A 15,678-nucleotide genomic window follows, 5' to 3' on the forward strand; every position below is an offset into this window, starting at 1 on the left:
CGGGCCGCCCCCGGTGGAACCGCGGACGCTCATTGGGCGCCGGTCGGGATAGCGAGCCGGAGCATCGCGTACGGCGGGAGCGAATCGATGCGGTCGTCGATCGCGTCGACCCGGGCCGAGAAACGCGGGTCGCCGACACCGCCGTACTGATCGATCAGCTGGTCGATCGGGATCCCCTCGTCGAACCCGTCCAGCGGCGGAACGTAATTCTGCACGCGGAAACCCGCCGCCAGCGCCGTCAGCGGCGCCTGTCCCCCGATTACCGCCCGAGCGAACCGCACCCCCGCGCGGTCGGCCGCTAGGTCGGCGAAGCTGAAGCCACTGCCGCCGCGACGGGCCGCGTCGGCGAGCTCCTTGCCGACGCCCCAGGCGTGGGTTTCGGCCTCGCCGACGAGCCCGGCCAGCGCCGCGGAGATGACGAAGTGCTTCAGCGTGTCGGACCGCCCGCGGACCCGGGCGTCGCCGAGCACGTTCAGTCGCATCTTGCGGTCCTGTGCGGACTCGATCTTCTCGACCAGCTTCTTCGTGCGAGGGATCGCGTGCAGGCCGCCGGCGTCGTCCAGGGCGACGCCGATCCCGACGATGAACGCGCGTGGGTCGTTCGTCGAAGCGGCGGCCGAGCGGATCAATTGGTCCGTCAGGTCGTCGCCGCTCAGCCGGGCCTCTGGGCTCTGCTTCTTGTTTGCCGCTGCGGCGCGGGTCACGGCGTGGACGACGTTTGCCGCGGCCGCCGCCAGCCGCTCTGCGGGAGAGACAACGTCGGCCGCCTGCTCCGGCGGCGGCTGCTTGCCGCCGACGATCGCCAGCATCCGCGCGGCCGCGGGGTCCTCGGGCGCCAGGCCGTTGAGCGTCGCGTAGACTTGGCCCAGGCGGGCCTTGCGTGCGGCGCTCACGGCCCGCATCTCGTGGACGCCCCGCTTGCGAACCTCTTCGCCCACCATCGCGATCGCGAGCGTGTTCACCGGGTCGAAGCGGATCTTCCAGTCTTTCAGCCGCACGGGACGGTTGCCGAGCACGGGCCGCATGACGCTGTCGGGTTCGACGCTGTGGGCGGCGCCGAGGTAGTGCCCCAACTCGTGAACGAGCAGCTCGAGCCGCTCGGCTTCGCCCACGGTCGGGTTCCATTCACGCAGCAAGATGTGATCGCGCAATGGCCCGCGCGTTCCGCCCAACCGCTGCCGGCCGGTCTTCAAGCGGTATTGGCTGGTGAAGCCGATCGCTAGGGTCGCCGGCGGAGGCTCCACGGCGGCTTCGAACTCGGTGAGCGATCGTTCGAACTCGGTCAGCGCGTCGTCCGACTCCCACTGCGCGGCGCCGGCCGGAACGAAACGCACGCCCGAGTGCGCTTCGAGGATGTCCGACGCGAGCCGGAGCCGCTTGGCGAGGCGCTCGCGCCAGACGGCCTCTCGGACCGGCTCCTCTTCGTCGACGCAGAGCAGGACCGGAACCGTTTGCGACTGATTGCCCGCGCCGCGCCGCCAATCGGCGTCGTCGGGCCCGGCCGGCCGCTCGCCGGTGAGCCCGATCCGCCGGAGGTCGAGCCCCTCGCGTCCGGCTTGCTCGAAACCGGCGAACCAGTAGAGCGTGTCGGCCACCAGGCGTTCGCTCACCGGCCCGGCCCCTCCCTGGTAGGCGACCGTGAGCGGGGAATTCGAGAACAAGGGCAGCGAGTCGCCGCGCTCGATCGTGTGAGACGTGCGTTGGCCGCTGTCGCTCACCACGGTGATGCTGACCGGGGCGCCGCTGCGGTTGGACAGCACGGCGACCGCCGCGTCGGCGCTCGAGGTGTGCGCGAGGGTGGCCGCCAAAAGCAGGAAGACTGCGGTCTCTGAGCGTGGCATGCGCTGATTGTACGCGCTCGCCGGCGAGAATGCCCGCCGCCGGGTCCGCCACACGAGCTGCTAAGCCGCTAGGGCAACTGCGGCTGTGCGGGGAGCCCGTCGACGGGCTGTAGCCGCCGGCTCTGAGCCGAGCGGATCGCCTCGACGATGCGGGCGGGGTTGGTCGGCTTTGTCAGCACGCTGTGGATCGCGTCGTCGGGCCCGACGGAGCGGAGCCTCGCCGCGTCTTGGCTGCCGGTTAGCACGACGAATTGCAGCCGGTCGTCCAGTTGGCGGGCGCGGCTGATAAAGTCGAGTCCGCCGATTCCCGGCATTCGCATATCGGTTAGGACGACGCTGAATCGCCCGCCGTCAGCAATCGTTCCGAGCGCCTCGAAGCCCGATGCGGCCGTCCGGACGGCGAACTCGCTGGACAAACACCGCTGCAAGCTGGCTAGCAGCGTTGGGTCGTCGTCGACAATAAGGACGGGCGAATCGGTCATGACACGAATGGGCGGTGCTTCTCGCTGGCTGGCTGCTGCAAGTTGGCGAATGGGGGCTCTGACGGCGGCAGGCTGGCCGCCGCAGGACCCCGGCTGGTGCGATTCGTGTCTGGCTGCTCTGTGTAACAGGTCGGGTGTCGGTCTCTTCGCAGCGGAACCACCTGGGGGCGCCCCCCCACCGGTGGGTTCCACTGAAAGACTAGCCCGCAGACGGCGGCGTTCCACCGCAGGCAGGAAGAACTGGTGGCGCCAGTCGTGCGGATCCGGCGGCCTGGAAGACAACGGGCGGAGCGCCCGGCCCTACGCGGCCATCCGGTGCGTCGATCGTTCGGATGCGAACGCACGCACGGCTTCTCGCAGCGTCGCCAGATAGGCTGCTGCGTCGTGCCGGTACCGGGACACAAAAGCGTCCGTGGAAGCCGTGCGGCTCGATCCCGCGGGTCGCCAGTGCGTCGGCTGTTTGGGGCGTTCGGTCGTGCTGTAGTAGTCCCGGAACTTGAAGTCGCCGCCGATCATCCGGCTGTCCGGGGCGATCCAAACGTTGGGTATCCCGAGCGAATCGGCGACGATCAAGCCGTGCAGCGATTGGCTCATGACCATTCGGCAATTGGCGATCTCCCTCACCACCGCCCAGGGCCCCTTGCGCACGTCGATCAAGCGGCGTCCTTCCGGCGCAGCGACGCGGAACTCGTTGAGCGCGCACACGTGCGGGATAATCCCGATGTCGAAACGCGGAGAGGAGGATCTCTCCTGGAGCAGGCCGATGAGGCAGAGTGGGTCGCCGAGCGGCAACGCGTCTTTTCGGCGCAGGTGACTCGGCAGGCAGGCGGCGGTCAGTTCGCCGCGAACAGCCACCGCGCCGGCCACATCCAGGCTCGCGCCAGCCGCCATGGGCCTGATCAGCCCCGACCCGGCGAGCGTCGAGAGCCGCGTCGCTTGCTCGCAGATGCTGCCCACGCCAAGCAGGTGCGGCTCGTCTGGCCGCGCCAGTCGCACGCCTGATCCGCTCACACGCTGGAAGAAACTTGGATTGATGTCGTCGCCGAAATTTGGCCGCCCGCAGTGCCAACGAAGCGGCGCCCCGCTCGAAAGGGCCCAGGCCCAGCGCCGCTTGCGGACGGCCCGCACCGCCTTGTCGTGCAGCGGCCCCAACCCGATTCTTCGGCGGGGCTTGTCGTCGTTTTGGTTGCGGTCGGTCTTCAAGGCGGCCCGCTAAGTTGTGGCGACACGATCGGCGGTGCGGCCCGCGTTGGCCGCCCGGTAACCAGCGAAGTAACCTTCGGCGCGTGCCCGCTCGTACGCGAAGAAGAGCGACGCCGAGCCGTCGGCCGGACCAGCCAGCGAGCAGCCGACACGGCCCACCGTGAACCGAGCCGCGTTCAACGCGTGGTTCGCGATGACACGCGCCCCGCCGCGGTGGTGGGTCTTGAGGCCCCGCTCGGCGCCGTGGCGGTGGGCGCGGTTCACCGCCCAGCGGGCGTCGCAGCGCTCGGCGGGCACGAAGTGCCACACGACCGCGTCGCGGACGAGCTGGGATTTCAGCCCACGAGCGTGGAGCTGCGCCTGGAGAACCGTTTCTTCGCCCGTCGCGATGCCCGTCGTGCCGGGCCCGTAACGGGCGTCGAATCCGCCGACTGCGCGCAAGTCGCGGGCGAACACGGCCCAGTTGCAGCCGAAAAAACGACTCCGGCCCGGGTCGAACTCGGACGGGTCCGGGTTCCACCCGCGGGCGGAAGGGGGCAGGTAAGGCTCGACCCAAGCCGGCGGCCTCTCTTCGTAATCGGCGTGGAACGGCCCGCCGAAATACCAGCCGTCGGGCCGCGCGAGCGCGGCCTTCTCATACGCGGCAAGCGTTTGCGGCTCGAAGCGGACGTCGTCGTCGGACATCACGACGAGCTCGTCGTCGGCCGCGTCGGCGAACCCAAGATTGAGTGCCTTGCTCTTGGACGGCTCCGGCGACCAGCGGTACTCCACCGGCAGGCCCACGCTCTTAGCGGCTTGGCAGAGGGATCGAACGCCACACGGCTCGCCGTTCTCGACCACAACGATGCGGCGCAACGGATCCGGCAGCGCCGCTTCGGCGAGCGAGTCCAACAGCCGCTTCATCAGCGACCCCCGCCCGCAGGCGGGAATCAGCAAGCGCATGGTGAGGCTCAAGCGATCCTCCGGGGCTCAGGCGGCGGCGGGGATGCCGTGGTCGGTGCGGCGCCGGCGAAGCAGGCGCGTTTCGGCGCGGATCGCGTGATTGTTCTTCCAGTCTTGCTCGTTCGCGTAGCCTCGCGGGTGGTCCAGGTGCAGACAAACCGCTCGGTTGCGGATCTGCACGCCGCGGAGCCCCGCGTTGACCAGCCGCTCGCCCAACTCTCGGTCGAGGCCCCCGTAGCGCATCCGCTCGTCGAAGCCACCCGCCGCGATCAAGGCTGTGCGGAACGCCGAGGCGTTATTGCCGTTCCACGTGGGGCGGGTCGTGGTGATCAGGTCGGAGCAGAGAGCCACAAGCGGGCCGGCCCACAAGCGGAGGGCGTGTCGGTCGGGCCGCAGCCCCTCGGACCGCAGCCACCTGTAATCGAAAGCGCGGCCGCTGCGGATGTCGTCGTCGGAGATCAGTTCGCTGAGGTCCCGCTGCAGCTTGTAATACCCTCCCGAGAGGAAGCATCCCTCGGCCGCGAGGCGGCGGTGCACCGACACGAAGTCGCGCCGCGGCACGCAGTCGCCGTCGGAAAAGATCAGGTAGTCGCCGGTGGCCGCGAGGATCGCCTCGTTCAACGCCCGGCACTTGCGGAAGCCACGGTCCTCCTGCCACAAGCGTCGCAGGGGGAACGGCGCCGTCGCGGCGTGGCGCTCGATGACCTCGCCGGTGGCGTCGGCCGAGCCGTCGTCGGCGATGAGCACCTCATCCGGCGGCGCGTCTTGCACCGCGTAGCCGGCGAGCGTCTTGTCGAGCCACTCCGGCTGGTTGTACGTGCTCAGGACGACTGAGATTCGGTTCGGCTTCACGGCGCGTGTGCTCCGGGGCCGGCGCCGTCGGAGAGCGCAGCGCCGCATGGCGGCGGTTACTAGCAGCGCCCCGAGGGCCGCGGCAAGGCCAGTTGCCGCCCCCGGGAGGGGGCCGGATGGCCGCCCTCGTCAGAAGGCGCCGCGGGCCGCGAGCTCTCGCTCCAGATCCGCTGCGCCGCGGAACAGCACCGCGTCGAGCCCGCAGGCCAGCGCTCCCTCGACGTTCTCGGGCTTGTCGTCGACGAAGAACACCCGCTCGGCGGGCGTGCCGGACCGGTCGACGGCGGCCGCGTAGACCGCCGGGTCGGGCTTCATCGCCCCCACCTGGAAGCTGCCGAGGAGCACCTCGAACGACTCGTTGAGCCACGGGTACCGGCCGTCGGTGAAGTACCTCCAGTGGATCGGGTTGGTGTTCGACAGCAGCCCCAGCCGCCGCCCGGCGGCGCGGAGCCGCTCCAGCAGCCGCAGCGAGTCGTCCATCGGCGAAAAGATGTCGCTCGCGGCCAGGTCGATGTCCGCCCGCACCGGCTCGCCGCCGAGCCGATCGCAAAGCCCGGCGTAGTACTCGTCCTCGCTGAGGTGGCCCGCCTCGAGCAGGTATTGCGGGTCGCCGGCGGCCGGATCGCCGCTGGGCATCAACGCCAGCCGAACCACCTCGACCGGCACGCCAGCCGCCTCGGCCATCTGGCGCAGCATGCGGGCGTGGTCGAAATCGAGCAGGACTTTGCCCAGGTCGAAGTAGAAGAATTCGGGCGTGCGCATGCTAGAAGCGGCGATCGAGTGCGTCGGTGTGACCGAGCCGCGGCCGTCGGGGAGCGTCCGGACGGCTCGCAAGCCTCGTTGGTCGCTCCCCGACGGTCGCGGCTCGACTCCTTCCGGGTCCGCCGCAGTCTGCCGCCGCCCCCCTCCGGCGCGAACCCCGCCCAGCTAAACTGCTTCCGGTCGTTCGACCGCCGGGTCGATCGCCAACCGCCGACAGCCGAGAACCGACAGCCTTCTCTCCTATGCTCAACAAGTACTCCCGCCACATAACGCAGCCGAAATCGCAGGGCGCGAGCCAGGCGATGCTCTACGGGACCGGCCTGTCCGAGGAGGACATGCAGCGGCCGCAGGTCGGCATCGCCAGCGTCTGGTACGAGGGCAACACGTGCAACATGCACCTGTTGGACCTTGCGGCGAAGGTCAAAGAAGGGATGCGGGCGGCCGGCTGCGTGGGCATGCGGTTCAACACGATCGGCGTGTCGGACGGCATCTCGATGGGCACCAGCGGCATGTCGTACTCGCTCCAGTCGCGCGATTTGATCGCCGACAGCATCGAGACGGTCATGCACGCGCAGTGGTACGACGCCCTGGTCGCGCTGCCGGGCTGCGATAAGAACATGCCGGGGTGCCTGATCGCGATGGGACGCCTTAACCGGCCAGCGATCATGATCTATGGCGGCACGATTAAACCGGGCTTCACCAAGGCAAAGGGCTCAACCGGCGACGCCGAAAAGCGCGACATCATCTCGGCCTTCCAGTGCTACGGAGAGTTCCTCGCCGGCCGGATCACCGAGGAACAACGCAAGGAAATCGTCAAGAACAGCTGCCCGGGCGCCGGCGCGTGCGGCGGCATGTACACGGCCAACACGATGGCCTCGGCTATCGAGGCGATGGGCATGTCGCTGCCGTACTCCAGCAGCATCCCGGCCGAGGACCCGGCCAAGATCCAGGAGTGCCTGGGCGCGGGGCAGGCGATCCACAAGCTGCTCGAGCTCGACCTGAAGCCGCGTGACATCATGACCCGCCAGGCGTTCGAGAACGCGATGGTGCTGATCATGGCCGTCGGCGGCAGCACCAACGCGGTGCTCCACTTGCTGGCGATGGCCCGCAGCGTCGACGTGGACCTCACGATCGACGACTTCCAAAAGACCAGCGACCGCGTCCCCTACCTTGCGGACCTGAAGCCCTCCGGCAAGTACGTGCAGGAGGATCTTCACAAGGTGGGCGGCACGCCGGCCGTGCTGAAGATGCTTCTTGAGGAGGGCCTGATCGAGGGGGACTGCATGACGGTCACCGGCAAGACGCTCGCCGAAAACCTCGAGCCGCTGCCCGGCCTGTCCGAGGGGCAAGACATCGTCCACCCGGTGGACAAGCCGCTCAAGGCGACGGGCCACCTCCGCATCATGCGCGGCAACTTCTGCCCCGACGGCGCGGTGGCCAAGATCACCGGCAAAGAGGGCCTGCGGTTCGAGGGCGTGGCCAACTGCTTCGACTCGGAGGAGGAGATGCTCACCGCCCTCGAGGAGAAGAAGATCAACAAGGGCGATGTCGTCATCATCCGCTACGAGGGCCCCCAAGGCGGCCCCGGCATGCCCGAAATGCTCACCCCTACCAGCGCGATCATGGGCGCGGGCCTTGGGAAGGACGTCGCGCTGATAACCGACGGCCGCTTCTCCGGCGGCTCGCACGGCTTCATCGTCGGCCACGTCACGCCGGAGGCCCAAGTCGGCGGGCCGATCGCCCTGGTGCAGAACGGCGACCGCATCGTGCTCGACGCCGAAGCGAACACGATCACCGTCGAGGTCGACGCCGAGGCCCTCACCGAACGCAAGAAGGCATGGACCGCCCCCCCGTACAAGGCGACCCGCGGCACGCTGTACAAGTACATCAAGAACGTGAAGAGCGCGTCGCTGGGGTGTGTGACGGATGAGTAGGATAGACGAAGGCAGTGGGGCCGATGTAGCGGGCCCCGTTCCGATTCGCGGGGATCGATTGATGGGCACGTTCAGCACCGAATGCACGATCGCCAATGTCGTAGACCGTGGGCAGTCGTTCCGCCTCGACAAGATGATGGTCGATACGGGTAGCGAGTACACCTGGGCACCGAGCAAACTGCTCGAGCAGATCGGAGTGTCGCGCGAGAAGAAAGACATGGCGTTCATGATGGCCAACGGCCAGACGGTCACGCGGTCGGTCGGGTTCGCCATCGTTCACGCCGGAGGCACTTTTACCGTCGACGAAGTCGTCTTCGCCGAACCCGGCGACTTGCTGCTGCTAGGGGCCCGCTCGTTGGAAGGACTCAATCTTCTCGTCGACCCGGCCCGCAAGTGTCTCGTCGCCGCGGGCCCAATGCCCGCGGCCTAGCCCGGTTGAGGAGCTCGAAAGTCGCAAGCAGGCCCGACTTCGATTCCCGCGCCAGATTAGCCAGACCGCAGCCTTGCCTGACTACGTGCTTAGAGGTCTACGACAAACCACACCTCAGGCGGTCTTTGGCAGCGCACTGTCGCAGATTGAATCGCTACTGCGAGGAGTTCCTTGGAATACACCTTTAGTTAGTTCCGCAACCCTAAAGATAAGACGGATCCTTGCGCTTCGGATGGACCCCCAAAACCTCCTCTTCGACCGCACCCCCTGCCCCGCCCCGCGTCGCGGGTGGACGGCGGCCGAGTACTTCGCCGGGGTCGGGCTCGCGCGGATCGGGCTCGAGGCGGCCGGCTGGGAGGTCGCGTTCGCCAACGACCTCGACGCCGCCAAGCTCCGCATGCACGAGGGGCACTTCGGCCCCTCGCCGCACTACGTGCTCGAAGACGTGCACAAGCTCTCGGCGGCCGACACCCCGGCGACGCTGCTGGCGCACGCGTCGTTCCCTTGCACCGACCTGTCGCTCGCCGGAGGGCGTCGCGGCCTCTACGAGGGGCAGTCCTCCGCCTTCTGGGGGTGGATCGAGCTGCTCCGCGCGCAAGGCGGCCAGCGGCCGCCGCTCGTGCTGATCGAGAACGTCACCGGCCTGCTCTCCTCGCACGGCGGCGCCGACTTCCGCGCGCTCGTCGAGGCGCTCAACTCGCTCGGCTACGCGGCCGACGCGCTGGTGCTCGACGCGGCCCACTTCACGCCGCAGAGTCGGCCTCGGCTGTTCGTCGTTGGGGTAGCCGAAGCGCACGCTGGCGCCTCAGCCCCGGCGAGGCTCGAAGGCCTTTGTCCCACCACCGTTCGGCCGCCGAAGCTCGTCGATGCGATCCACGCCAGCGCCGACCTGAACTGGGCAGTGGCCGAACTGCCGGAGCCGCCGCCCTACGGGAGCGTGCCGCTCGAATCGATCCTCGACCGCCCGCCGCCGGACGATCCCCAGTGGTGGAGCCGCGAGCGGGCCGAGTACCTGCTGAACCAGATGAGCGACCGCCACCGCGCGGAAGCCGATCGGATGATCACTGGCAAGCGGCTGTCGCACGGCACGGTCTTCCGCCGCGTGCGGCAGACGCCCACCGGCAAGCGCTCCATGGCCGAGCTGCGGACCGACGGCCTGGCCGGCTGCCTCCGCACGCCCAAAGGGGGAAGCGGCCGGCAGATCCTCTTCGAAGCAGGCCGCGGCGAGTACCGGGTCCGCCTGCTCAACGCCGACGAGTGCGCCCGCCTGATGGGCGCCGACGGCTACCGCGTGGCCGTGCCGCTCAACAAGGCGCTGTTCGGCTTCGGCGACGCGGTCTGCGTTCCGGCCGTCGCGTGGGTCGTCGAGAACCGGATCAACCCGGTCGCCGAGCGGATCACGGCCGCCCGCGATCCCGCGGCTCAATCCGGATCCGCTCTACCGCGTACGGCCAAGTGAGCTCGCCCGGCGCTTTGGCGTCGGGCCACACCACGTAGGCGCGGCCCATCTTCTCGGGGGCGGGCCCGCGCGCGGTCTTCACCCACGCTTCACCCGGTGAGGCGTCGGCGTCGCGGAACGCGAGCCACGCGCCGCCGGCCAAGAACTGGCCGAGCGGCATCCGCGCGTTGTACCCATCGACGCAGTCGAAAACGACGTCCAGCTGCGCCGGGTCGCCGTTCTTCTCGACGAGCGCGGCGACGGCGTCGCGGAGTGGCACGGCGAGGTAACTCTTCTTCCCGTGATAGACCGGATCGCTCTCCACCGCCACGACGGCGCACCGCAACAGGGCGTCGCGCGTGAGCAGCGACTCGACCGGCACGCCGTCCGTATCCCCGCCGGCTCCGACGCGAAGGAACGCGCGGCCCCGGGTCATTTCGTAGTCGGCGTCGCCCATCGCCAAGCGGAAGCGCCGGTCGGTCTCGGCGAGCAACACCTCCGGCACGGCGTTCCAGTCGGCGCGGCGGCGCCACCGGATGACGAGCTTGACCTCGTCGCGTGGATCGCTGGCAAGCCAGGTTTCTTTGCCGAGGTAGCCGGGCTGCTGCGCGAGCACCGGGGTCCAAATCGCCGCGTCGTTCTGAAGGAACGCGTCGCGCGCCTCGGGCGCGACGCGGAAGGTGAGCTCCTCAACGACGTGCCGGTCTTCCCCGACAGCGAGGCCGCTTAGCGCCACGCAGAGGTAGATCGCCGCCGCAGCCTCCCCGAGTCGGCTACTCATCTTTGCGCCTTCGCGACTTAGCGTGAGACCCTTGGCCGCTCACGCGGCCTCCCGCTCTAGCGTAATCACCAGCCCCTTGAACGCGGGCGTTTTGCTCTTCGGGTCGACGCCGCGGCCGACCAGCACGTTGGCCTCCGGGTAGTACATCGCCGCGTTGCCGGGGCGGATCGCGTCGAACGCCACGGCCCGCACGTGGCGCATCTCGCCGGCGGGGCCCGTGATGCGGAGCGGGTCGCCGTCCGCCACGCCCAGGCGGCGGAGGTCCTCCGGGTGGACGAGGATCACGTAGCGGCCCTCGACGCCGCGGTACAGGTCGTGGTCCTCGTACACCACCGTGTTGAACTGCCCCTCGCTGCGGATCGTCATCACACGCAGCTCGCCCTCGCCCAGGCCCCGCAGCTCCGGCGGCTGGTGCGTGTGTAGCCGGGCGCGGCCGTCGTCGGTGGCGAACCGCGGCGTGTGGAACGTGCGGCCCTCGATCTGGAACTCCTGCTTCGTCTGATCGATCTTGCCGACCTTCTCCCAGCCCGGCACGACCTTGCTGATCGCGTCTCGGATCAGGCCCGTGTCGCGCATCGAGGGCCAGTCGATCGCTCGGAGGTCCGGGCGGTCGCCGCCCGGGTCGGCCAGCCGCTCGGCGACGCGCGTCGCCAGGTCGGCGATGACCTCGACCTCGCTGCGCGGCCCCTCGTGCCGCCGCGGGCCACCGTCCGACAGCCGCACGTAATTGAACATCGACTCCTGCGTGGTCGCTTGCGGTTCCTCGTCGCGGGCGAGGACGGGAAGGATGATGGTCTCCGCGGCGAGGCCGTGCGCGTGGCCCGTGTTGAGCGTGGTGCTCAGGTAGGTGATCTGCTGGAGCGAGCCGAGCGCCGCAGCGGCGTACTTCGAGTCGGGGTTGGAGCCATACAAGTTCCCCCCTAGGCAGACGGCCGTTGTCAGTTCACCCGCGGCCGCACCTTCCATGCAGCCCATCGTGTCGCGGCCCGTGGCGGTCGGCAGCTTCACGCCGAAGTGGTTCTGCAGCCCGTCGAAGATCGCTTGCTTGAGCTGCGGCGTCACGCCGACCGAGCCGATCCCCTGCACGTTCGAATGGCCGCGGATCGGCATCAGCCCCGCGCCGGGCCGGCCGACCATGCCGCGCAGCAGCGCGAGGTTGGCGATCGCCTGCACGTTCTCCACGCCGTGCGCGTGGTGCGTGATGCCCATCGTCCACGAGAAGACGGTCGCCTTCGACTCGGAGTAAACCTCCGCGATCCGGTCGATAGCCAACCGCTCCACGCCCGACTTCTCGACCAGCTCGTCCCAGTCGGCCGTCGCGAGCGAATCTCGAAGTTCGTCCCAGCCGGCACAGTGCTCATCGAGATACGCCTCGTCGTGAGCGCCGAGCTCGACGACCCGCTTCTGCAGCGCGATCAGCAGCGCCAGGTCGCCGCCGATGTGGGGCTGAACGTAGTGGCTGGCGATCTTTGTGCCGAACAGCAGGCTCCACGGGTCGCTCGGCACGCTGAAGTTCACCAGGCCCGTTTCAACCAACGGGTTGATGACGACGACCTCCCCGCCGCGGCGCCGGACCGCCTTGAGCGTGGTCATCAGCCGCGGGTGGTTCGACGCCGGGTTGCCGCCGATCACGAACACCAGGTCGGCCTCATCGAGGTCCTCCAATTGGACCGTCGCGGTGCCGCTGCCGGTCACGCTCGTGAGCCCAACGCCCGACGCTTGGTGGCAGTAGTAGCTGCAGTTGTTGACGTTGTTCGTGCCGTACAGCCGCGCGAAGAGCTGCAGCAGAAAGCCCGCCTCGTTGCTGCTGCGGCCGCTGAAGTACCAGAAGGTTTGCTCCGGCTGCTGAGCGGCCAGTTGGTCGGCGACCCGGTCGAGCGCCGCGTCCCAACCGATCGGCCGGTAGCGGCCCTCGCCGCGCGTGTACCGCACCGGCTCCACCAGCCGCCCGCAGTGCTCGAGCTGGCGGGGCGACATCGCGCGCAGCTCGCGCTCGCCGTAGCGGTCCCAGAACGCGGCCGGTATCCCCGGCTGCATGTCGGCTGCCATCGCCTGCATCGACTTCTTGCAGACCTCCGGGAAGTGGCCCGCCTCGTTGACCATCCCCCCCTTCTGTCCGCCCATGCCGAGCGCGCAGGTCTTGCAAGCGTTGCGCGACCGCATCGCCTTCCAAAACCGCAGCAGCCCGCCCGCCTCGCGGGACTTGCGGAGCGTGTAGAAAACCGCGGGCCAACCGCCGCCGGTTCGGACTTTCTTCATCGATCGCTCGTTCACTAGTCAGAAGAGGAAGGCGCGCCGTTCCCGCCGGTCACCGCCGCGTGCCCTTCCGCGGGTCCGCCTGGCGTTTTCGGCCGCGCGCCAGGCGGCGTTGACCCCGGCTCCGCACCGCGGCCAAGCAGTACTCGCGCCGGTTGTGGGCGAGCTGGCGCGTCCGCACTTCGCCGTAGCCCCACGACCGGACCCGCCCGATCGTCGCCGCGACGACCTCCGGCCGCGCCAGGTTCGGCCCGAGCAGCTTGAGCGTCAATAACAGCCCGCGCACGTGCGTCGACGGGTGCGTGACCAGACGCTCCACCGCGTCGAGCGTGTAGTCGGGCGCGGCGTTGATGTCCGACGTGATCCAGGCGATGTCGGTCACCTCGTCGACGCCGATCTCGTTGGCCCGCGCCCTCAGGTGCTCGAAGTCGGGGTGCGCCGTGACGATCGGATCGACCTCCGCCGGGTCGACGCCCACGACCCGCATGCCCGCGTCGAGCAGCGCCTGGCTCGCGCCGCCCGGCGCGCAGCCGAGCTCGAGCCAGTAGTCGCCCGGCGCGGCGGGCAGCCCGGACCAGAGCAGGCCCTCCTTGAGCTTCAGGTACGCCCGCGACACGGCGTGCTCGGGCGCCTCGACGCGTGGCGTTCCGCCGGCCCAGCGGTCGGTGCGGCTGCGGATGGCGTGCGCGCCGGCCCACCACTGGTTCGGCTCCACCAGCGCCACGTCGAGCGACATGCGGGAATCGCTTGTCACCGCCCCCTCTGGCGCGGCCGCGCGGAGCGCCTCCATCGCGGCGAGCGACTCGGCGGTGGGGCCCGGCTCGTGCCCGTCGTCGCCCGGCAACTGGCTCTCGCGCCGCCACACCTGCAGACGCACCGGCCCGGCGGCGATGAGCTCCGCGACGGCGGGCATCGCCCACACCCGCGCGGCGAAGGCGGCCCCGTCCGCTTCGTCCGCGTCGAGCCGGCCGAACGACAGGCCGATCGCCCGCGCGAACGTGAGCCGCATCGGGTCGAAGCGATCCGGCGGGGTCGGCTCGGGCAGCTTGAACGTCACGAACCCGGGCCGCGAAAACGCGAACCGCCAAGCGGGCGCCCGCGCGGCGACCTCCTGCTTCAGCGCCGGCTCGGCGCCGGGCTGGCAGACACAGTAGGCGAACTCGGCGTCGGCGGGCATGTCGGGTGCAAGCGGGGTAGCGGCTGGGGCGTGCGCTGCCGGCGGCGGCGCAGCCCCCTATACTAAGCGTCGACCCGCTCTGTACCCATCGTCCCCCGCGAGCCTTCTTCCATGGCCGACCCCGACGACCTCCGCGCCCGGCTGTCCGACGAGCAGTACCGCGTTACCCAGCAGTGCGGCACCGAGCCGCCGTTCACCGGCGAGTACTGGAACCACAAGGCGCCCGGCGCGTACCACTGCGTGGTCTGCGCGGAGCCGCTGTTCGACTCGGGCACGAAATTCGAGTCGGGGACCGGCTGGCCGAGCTTCTACGACGCCCTCAAAGAAACCGCCGTCGGCGTCAAACAAGACACGAGCCACGGCATAGTCCGCGAAGAGATCGTGTGCGAGAAGTGCGGCGCCCACCTGGGCCACGTGTTTCCGGACGGCCCGCCGCCGACGGGCAAGCGGTACTGCGTGAACTCGGCGTCGCTGGCGTTCGTGCCGGCGGGGGAGGGTTGAGCTGTGGTTCTTTTAACCGCCAAGACGCCAAGAGCGCGAAGGTCGCCAAGGAGATTTCTCATGGCATTTAGCGCGAGGTAGAATGCGGGTATGACCCAAATCACGCTCAACGACGAAACGGCGACGCTGCTGACCGCGGCTGCGTCGGCAGCGGGGTTGTCGGTCGATGATTACCTGCGGAGCAAGCTGGCGAACGAGCCGTGTGTCAAACGGCCCACCGGCAATCAACAGATTATCGGCTGCATGTCAGAGCACGCCGAGGCTCTGGACGAAGCGGTTGACTTTGCGATGAGGCTCCGCGAGGCGCCGAGTCGATAACCGATTGACAGTTGCAATGCCCACGCGCGAAGCGCGCGGCACGCGATGCCCGAATGTAACTCGCATGCCCATCTCCTCCGGAGGTGGGCATGGCGCCCGGCCTGCGGTTTCAGAACGTCGAAGTCCACCTACGCCTGACCGGGGCGCGGCCTCGATCGCAGTGTGATGGTCGAATGGTCATGACGGCTTGAACCCGCGGCGGGTCAGGCGTTAGGTACGACGCCTTGTTCGCATTATTTTTTGGTGTGGAACGGCTCGACTTCGCTGATGACGCCTTCCGAAATCTGGCCTGGCTCATCTACGAGAATGTCGATGTGCTCCCCCTCAGCGAGCTTGCCACGGCAGGCAGTTGACAAATCCTTGATCATGGCCTGCTTCACTGTGTCGGAAATACCAGAAGTCTGCACAACCAGCGCCATGTGCGGGACTTCTCCTTTGGCGGCGATGTAGACCTGCCCCAAGCGGGCGGATGTCACTTCGCCGTTCCGCTTGAGCGTTTCTCGGAGGGCCCCGACCAATCCCTCGGGGACCTTCGCGGGGGCGCCGATCATGATCTGAGTGCCTTCCTTGACGGTGGTAGCCTTCGGGCGAAATGCCTCGATTTGCTTCTTTAGGTGGGCAGTACTTGTTTACCGCCCTCGCGCTATTGCGCCCTTGTTTGAGTGGGTCTAGCTTGGGTGCATGGACGCCCGCGGACCCGAGACGGACTGCCCGAACTGCAAGCGGCTCGAGCGAGAGGTCGCGGAGCTTCGTGAGGAAGT

The 15,678-nt window shown here is 68.9% G+C and carries 15 protein-coding genes; 5 read left to right on the top strand and 10 right to left on the bottom strand.

The window, feature by feature from the left end:
• Window positions 1-29: 29 nt before the first annotated feature.
• The 6 genes from RIC11_RS07910 to RIC11_RS07935 form a co-directional block, all read right to left on the bottom strand.
• The gene (locus RIC11_RS07910; protein ID WP_350210052.1) at window positions 30-1,841 is read right to left on the bottom strand and encodes a matrixin family metalloprotease; all 1,812 of its coding nucleotides are present in this window, start codon (window positions 1,839-1,841) and stop codon (window positions 30-32) included.
• Window positions 1,842-1,909: 68 nt separating this feature from the next.
• Window positions 1,910-2,323, bottom strand: coding sequence for a response regulator (locus RIC11_RS07915; RefSeq protein ID WP_350210053.1), 414 nt, complete (start codon window positions 2,321-2,323; stop codon window positions 1,910-1,912).
• A 300-nt stretch (window positions 2,324-2,623) separates the two neighbouring features.
• Window positions 2,624-3,526 (bottom strand): polysaccharide pyruvyl transferase family protein, encoded by a 903-nt coding sequence (locus tag RIC11_RS07920; protein ID WP_350210055.1) that lies wholly within the window; start codon window positions 3,524-3,526, stop codon window positions 2,624-2,626.
• A 9-nt stretch (window positions 3,527-3,535) separates the two neighbouring features.
• Complete coding sequence (locus tag RIC11_RS07925; RefSeq protein WP_350210056.1) at window positions 3,536-4,480, bottom strand: glycosyltransferase family 2 protein; 945 nt, start codon at window positions 4,478-4,480, stop codon at window positions 3,536-3,538.
• 15 nt (window positions 4,481-4,495) lie between these two features.
• Complete coding sequence (locus RIC11_RS07930) at window positions 4,496-5,320, bottom strand: glycosyltransferase (protein ID WP_350210058.1); 825 nt, start codon at window positions 5,318-5,320, stop codon at window positions 4,496-4,498.
• 129 nt (window positions 5,321-5,449) lie between these two features.
• A complete protein-coding gene (locus RIC11_RS07935; RefSeq protein WP_350210060.1) occupies window positions 5,450-6,154 on the bottom strand; it encodes an HAD family hydrolase in 705 nt (234 codons plus the stop codon).
• A 170-nt stretch (window positions 6,155-6,324) separates the two neighbouring features.
• Here RIC11_RS07935 and ilvD point away from each other — a divergent pair, with 170 nt between their 5' ends.
• The 3 genes from ilvD (at window position 6,325) to RIC11_RS07950 (ending at window position 9,905) form a co-directional block, all read left to right on the top strand.
• Window positions 6,325-8,016 (top strand): dihydroxy-acid dehydratase, encoded by a 1,692-nt coding sequence (ilvD, locus tag RIC11_RS07940; protein ID WP_350210061.1) that lies wholly within the window; start codon window positions 6,325-6,327, stop codon window positions 8,014-8,016.
• A 61-nt stretch (window positions 8,017-8,077) separates the two neighbouring features.
• Window positions 8,078-8,446 (top strand): retroviral-like aspartic protease family protein, encoded by a 369-nt coding sequence (locus tag RIC11_RS07945; protein WP_350210063.1) that lies wholly within the window; start codon window positions 8,078-8,080, stop codon window positions 8,444-8,446.
• Window positions 8,447-8,678: 232 nt separating this feature from the next.
• A complete protein-coding gene (locus RIC11_RS07950) occupies window positions 8,679-9,905 on the top strand; it encodes a DNA cytosine methyltransferase (RefSeq protein ID WP_350210064.1) in 1,227 nt (408 codons plus the stop codon).
• On the opposite strand, the gene RIC11_RS07955 is transcribed toward RIC11_RS07950, so the two are convergent.
• Genes RIC11_RS07955 through RIC11_RS07965 form a run of 3 tightly spaced genes read right to left on the bottom strand, consistent with a single transcriptional unit; the run spans window position 9,844 to window position 14,098 of the window.
• Entirely contained in the window at window positions 9,844-10,665 is an 822-nt protein-coding gene (locus RIC11_RS07955; RefSeq protein WP_350210066.1) for a TIGR03792 family protein, read from the bottom strand. The genes RIC11_RS07950 and RIC11_RS07955 overlap by 62 nt on opposite strands.
• 39 nt (window positions 10,666-10,704) lie before the next feature.
• Complete coding sequence (locus RIC11_RS07960; RefSeq protein WP_350210068.1) at window positions 10,705-12,924, bottom strand: FdhF/YdeP family oxidoreductase; 2,220 nt, start codon at window positions 12,922-12,924, stop codon at window positions 10,705-10,707.
• Window positions 12,925-12,973: 49 nt separating this feature from the next.
• A complete protein-coding gene (locus tag RIC11_RS07965) occupies window positions 12,974-14,098 on the bottom strand; it encodes an SAM-dependent methyltransferase (protein ID WP_350210070.1) in 1,125 nt (374 codons plus the stop codon).
• 111 nt (window positions 14,099-14,209) lie between these two features.
• Between RIC11_RS07965 and msrB the strand changes: the two genes are divergently transcribed.
• Together msrB and RIC11_RS07975 are read left to right on the top strand one after the other, a co-directional pair.
• Window positions 14,210-14,599: a peptide-methionine (R)-S-oxide reductase MsrB gene (msrB, locus tag RIC11_RS07970; protein WP_350210072.1), complete on the top strand. Its 390-nt coding sequence runs from the start codon at window positions 14,210-14,212 to the stop codon at window positions 14,597-14,599.
• A gap of 90 nt (window positions 14,600-14,689) precedes the next feature.
• The gene (locus tag RIC11_RS07975) at window positions 14,690-14,917 is read left to right on the top strand and encodes a hypothetical protein (protein WP_350210074.1); all 228 of its coding nucleotides are present in this window, start codon (window positions 14,690-14,692) and stop codon (window positions 14,915-14,917) included.
• A gap of 233 nt (window positions 14,918-15,150) precedes the next feature.
• Here RIC11_RS07975 and RIC11_RS07980 read toward each other — a convergent pair whose 3' ends face one another.
• Window positions 15,151-15,519, bottom strand: coding sequence for an enhanced serine sensitivity protein SseB C-terminal domain-containing protein (locus RIC11_RS07980; RefSeq protein WP_350210076.1), 369 nt, complete (start codon window positions 15,517-15,519; stop codon window positions 15,151-15,153).
• Between the last annotated feature and the right edge of the window lie 159 nt (window positions 15,520-15,678).

It is taken from the genome of Botrimarina sp. (genome assembly GCF_040219535.1).
GTDB lineage: Bacteria > Planctomycetota > Planctomycetia > Pirellulales > Lacipirellulaceae > Botrimarina.

Excerpts from the sequence above, each read along its gene's own strand:
- RIC11_RS07965 (WP_350210070.1), bottom strand. The coding sequence starts at position 14,098 with ATGCCCGCCGACGCCGAGTTCGCCTACTGTGTCTGCCAGCCCGGCGCC.
- RIC11_RS07955 (WP_350210066.1), bottom strand. The coding sequence starts at position 10,665 with ATGAGTAGCCGACTCGGGGAGGCTGCGGCGGCGATCTACCTCTGCGTG.
- ilvD (WP_350210061.1), top strand. The coding sequence starts at position 6,325 with ATGCTCAACAAGTACTCCCGCCACATAACGCAGCCGAAATCGCAGGGC.
- RIC11_RS07960 (WP_350210068.1), bottom strand. The coding sequence starts at position 12,924 with ATGAAGAAAGTCCGAACCGGCGGCGGTTGGCCCGCGGTTTTCTACACG.
- RIC11_RS07950 (WP_350210064.1), top strand. The coding sequence starts at position 8,679 with ATGGACCCCCAAAACCTCCTCTTCGACCGCACCCCCTGCCCCGCCCCG.
- RIC11_RS07975 (WP_350210074.1), top strand. The coding sequence starts at position 14,690 with ATGACCCAAATCACGCTCAACGACGAAACGGCGACGCTGCTGACCGCG.
- RIC11_RS07945 (WP_350210063.1), top strand. The coding sequence starts at position 8,078 with ATGGGCACGTTCAGCACCGAATGCACGATCGCCAATGTCGTAGACCGT.
- RIC11_RS07910 (WP_350210052.1), bottom strand. The coding sequence starts at position 1,841 with ATGCCACGCTCAGAGACCGCAGTCTTCCTGCTTTTGGCGGCCACCCTC.
- RIC11_RS07915 (WP_350210053.1), bottom strand. The coding sequence starts at position 2,323 with ATGACCGATTCGCCCGTCCTTATTGTCGACGACGACCCAACGCTGCTA.
- msrB (WP_350210072.1), top strand. The coding sequence starts at position 14,210 with ATGGCCGACCCCGACGACCTCCGCGCCCGGCTGTCCGACGAGCAGTAC.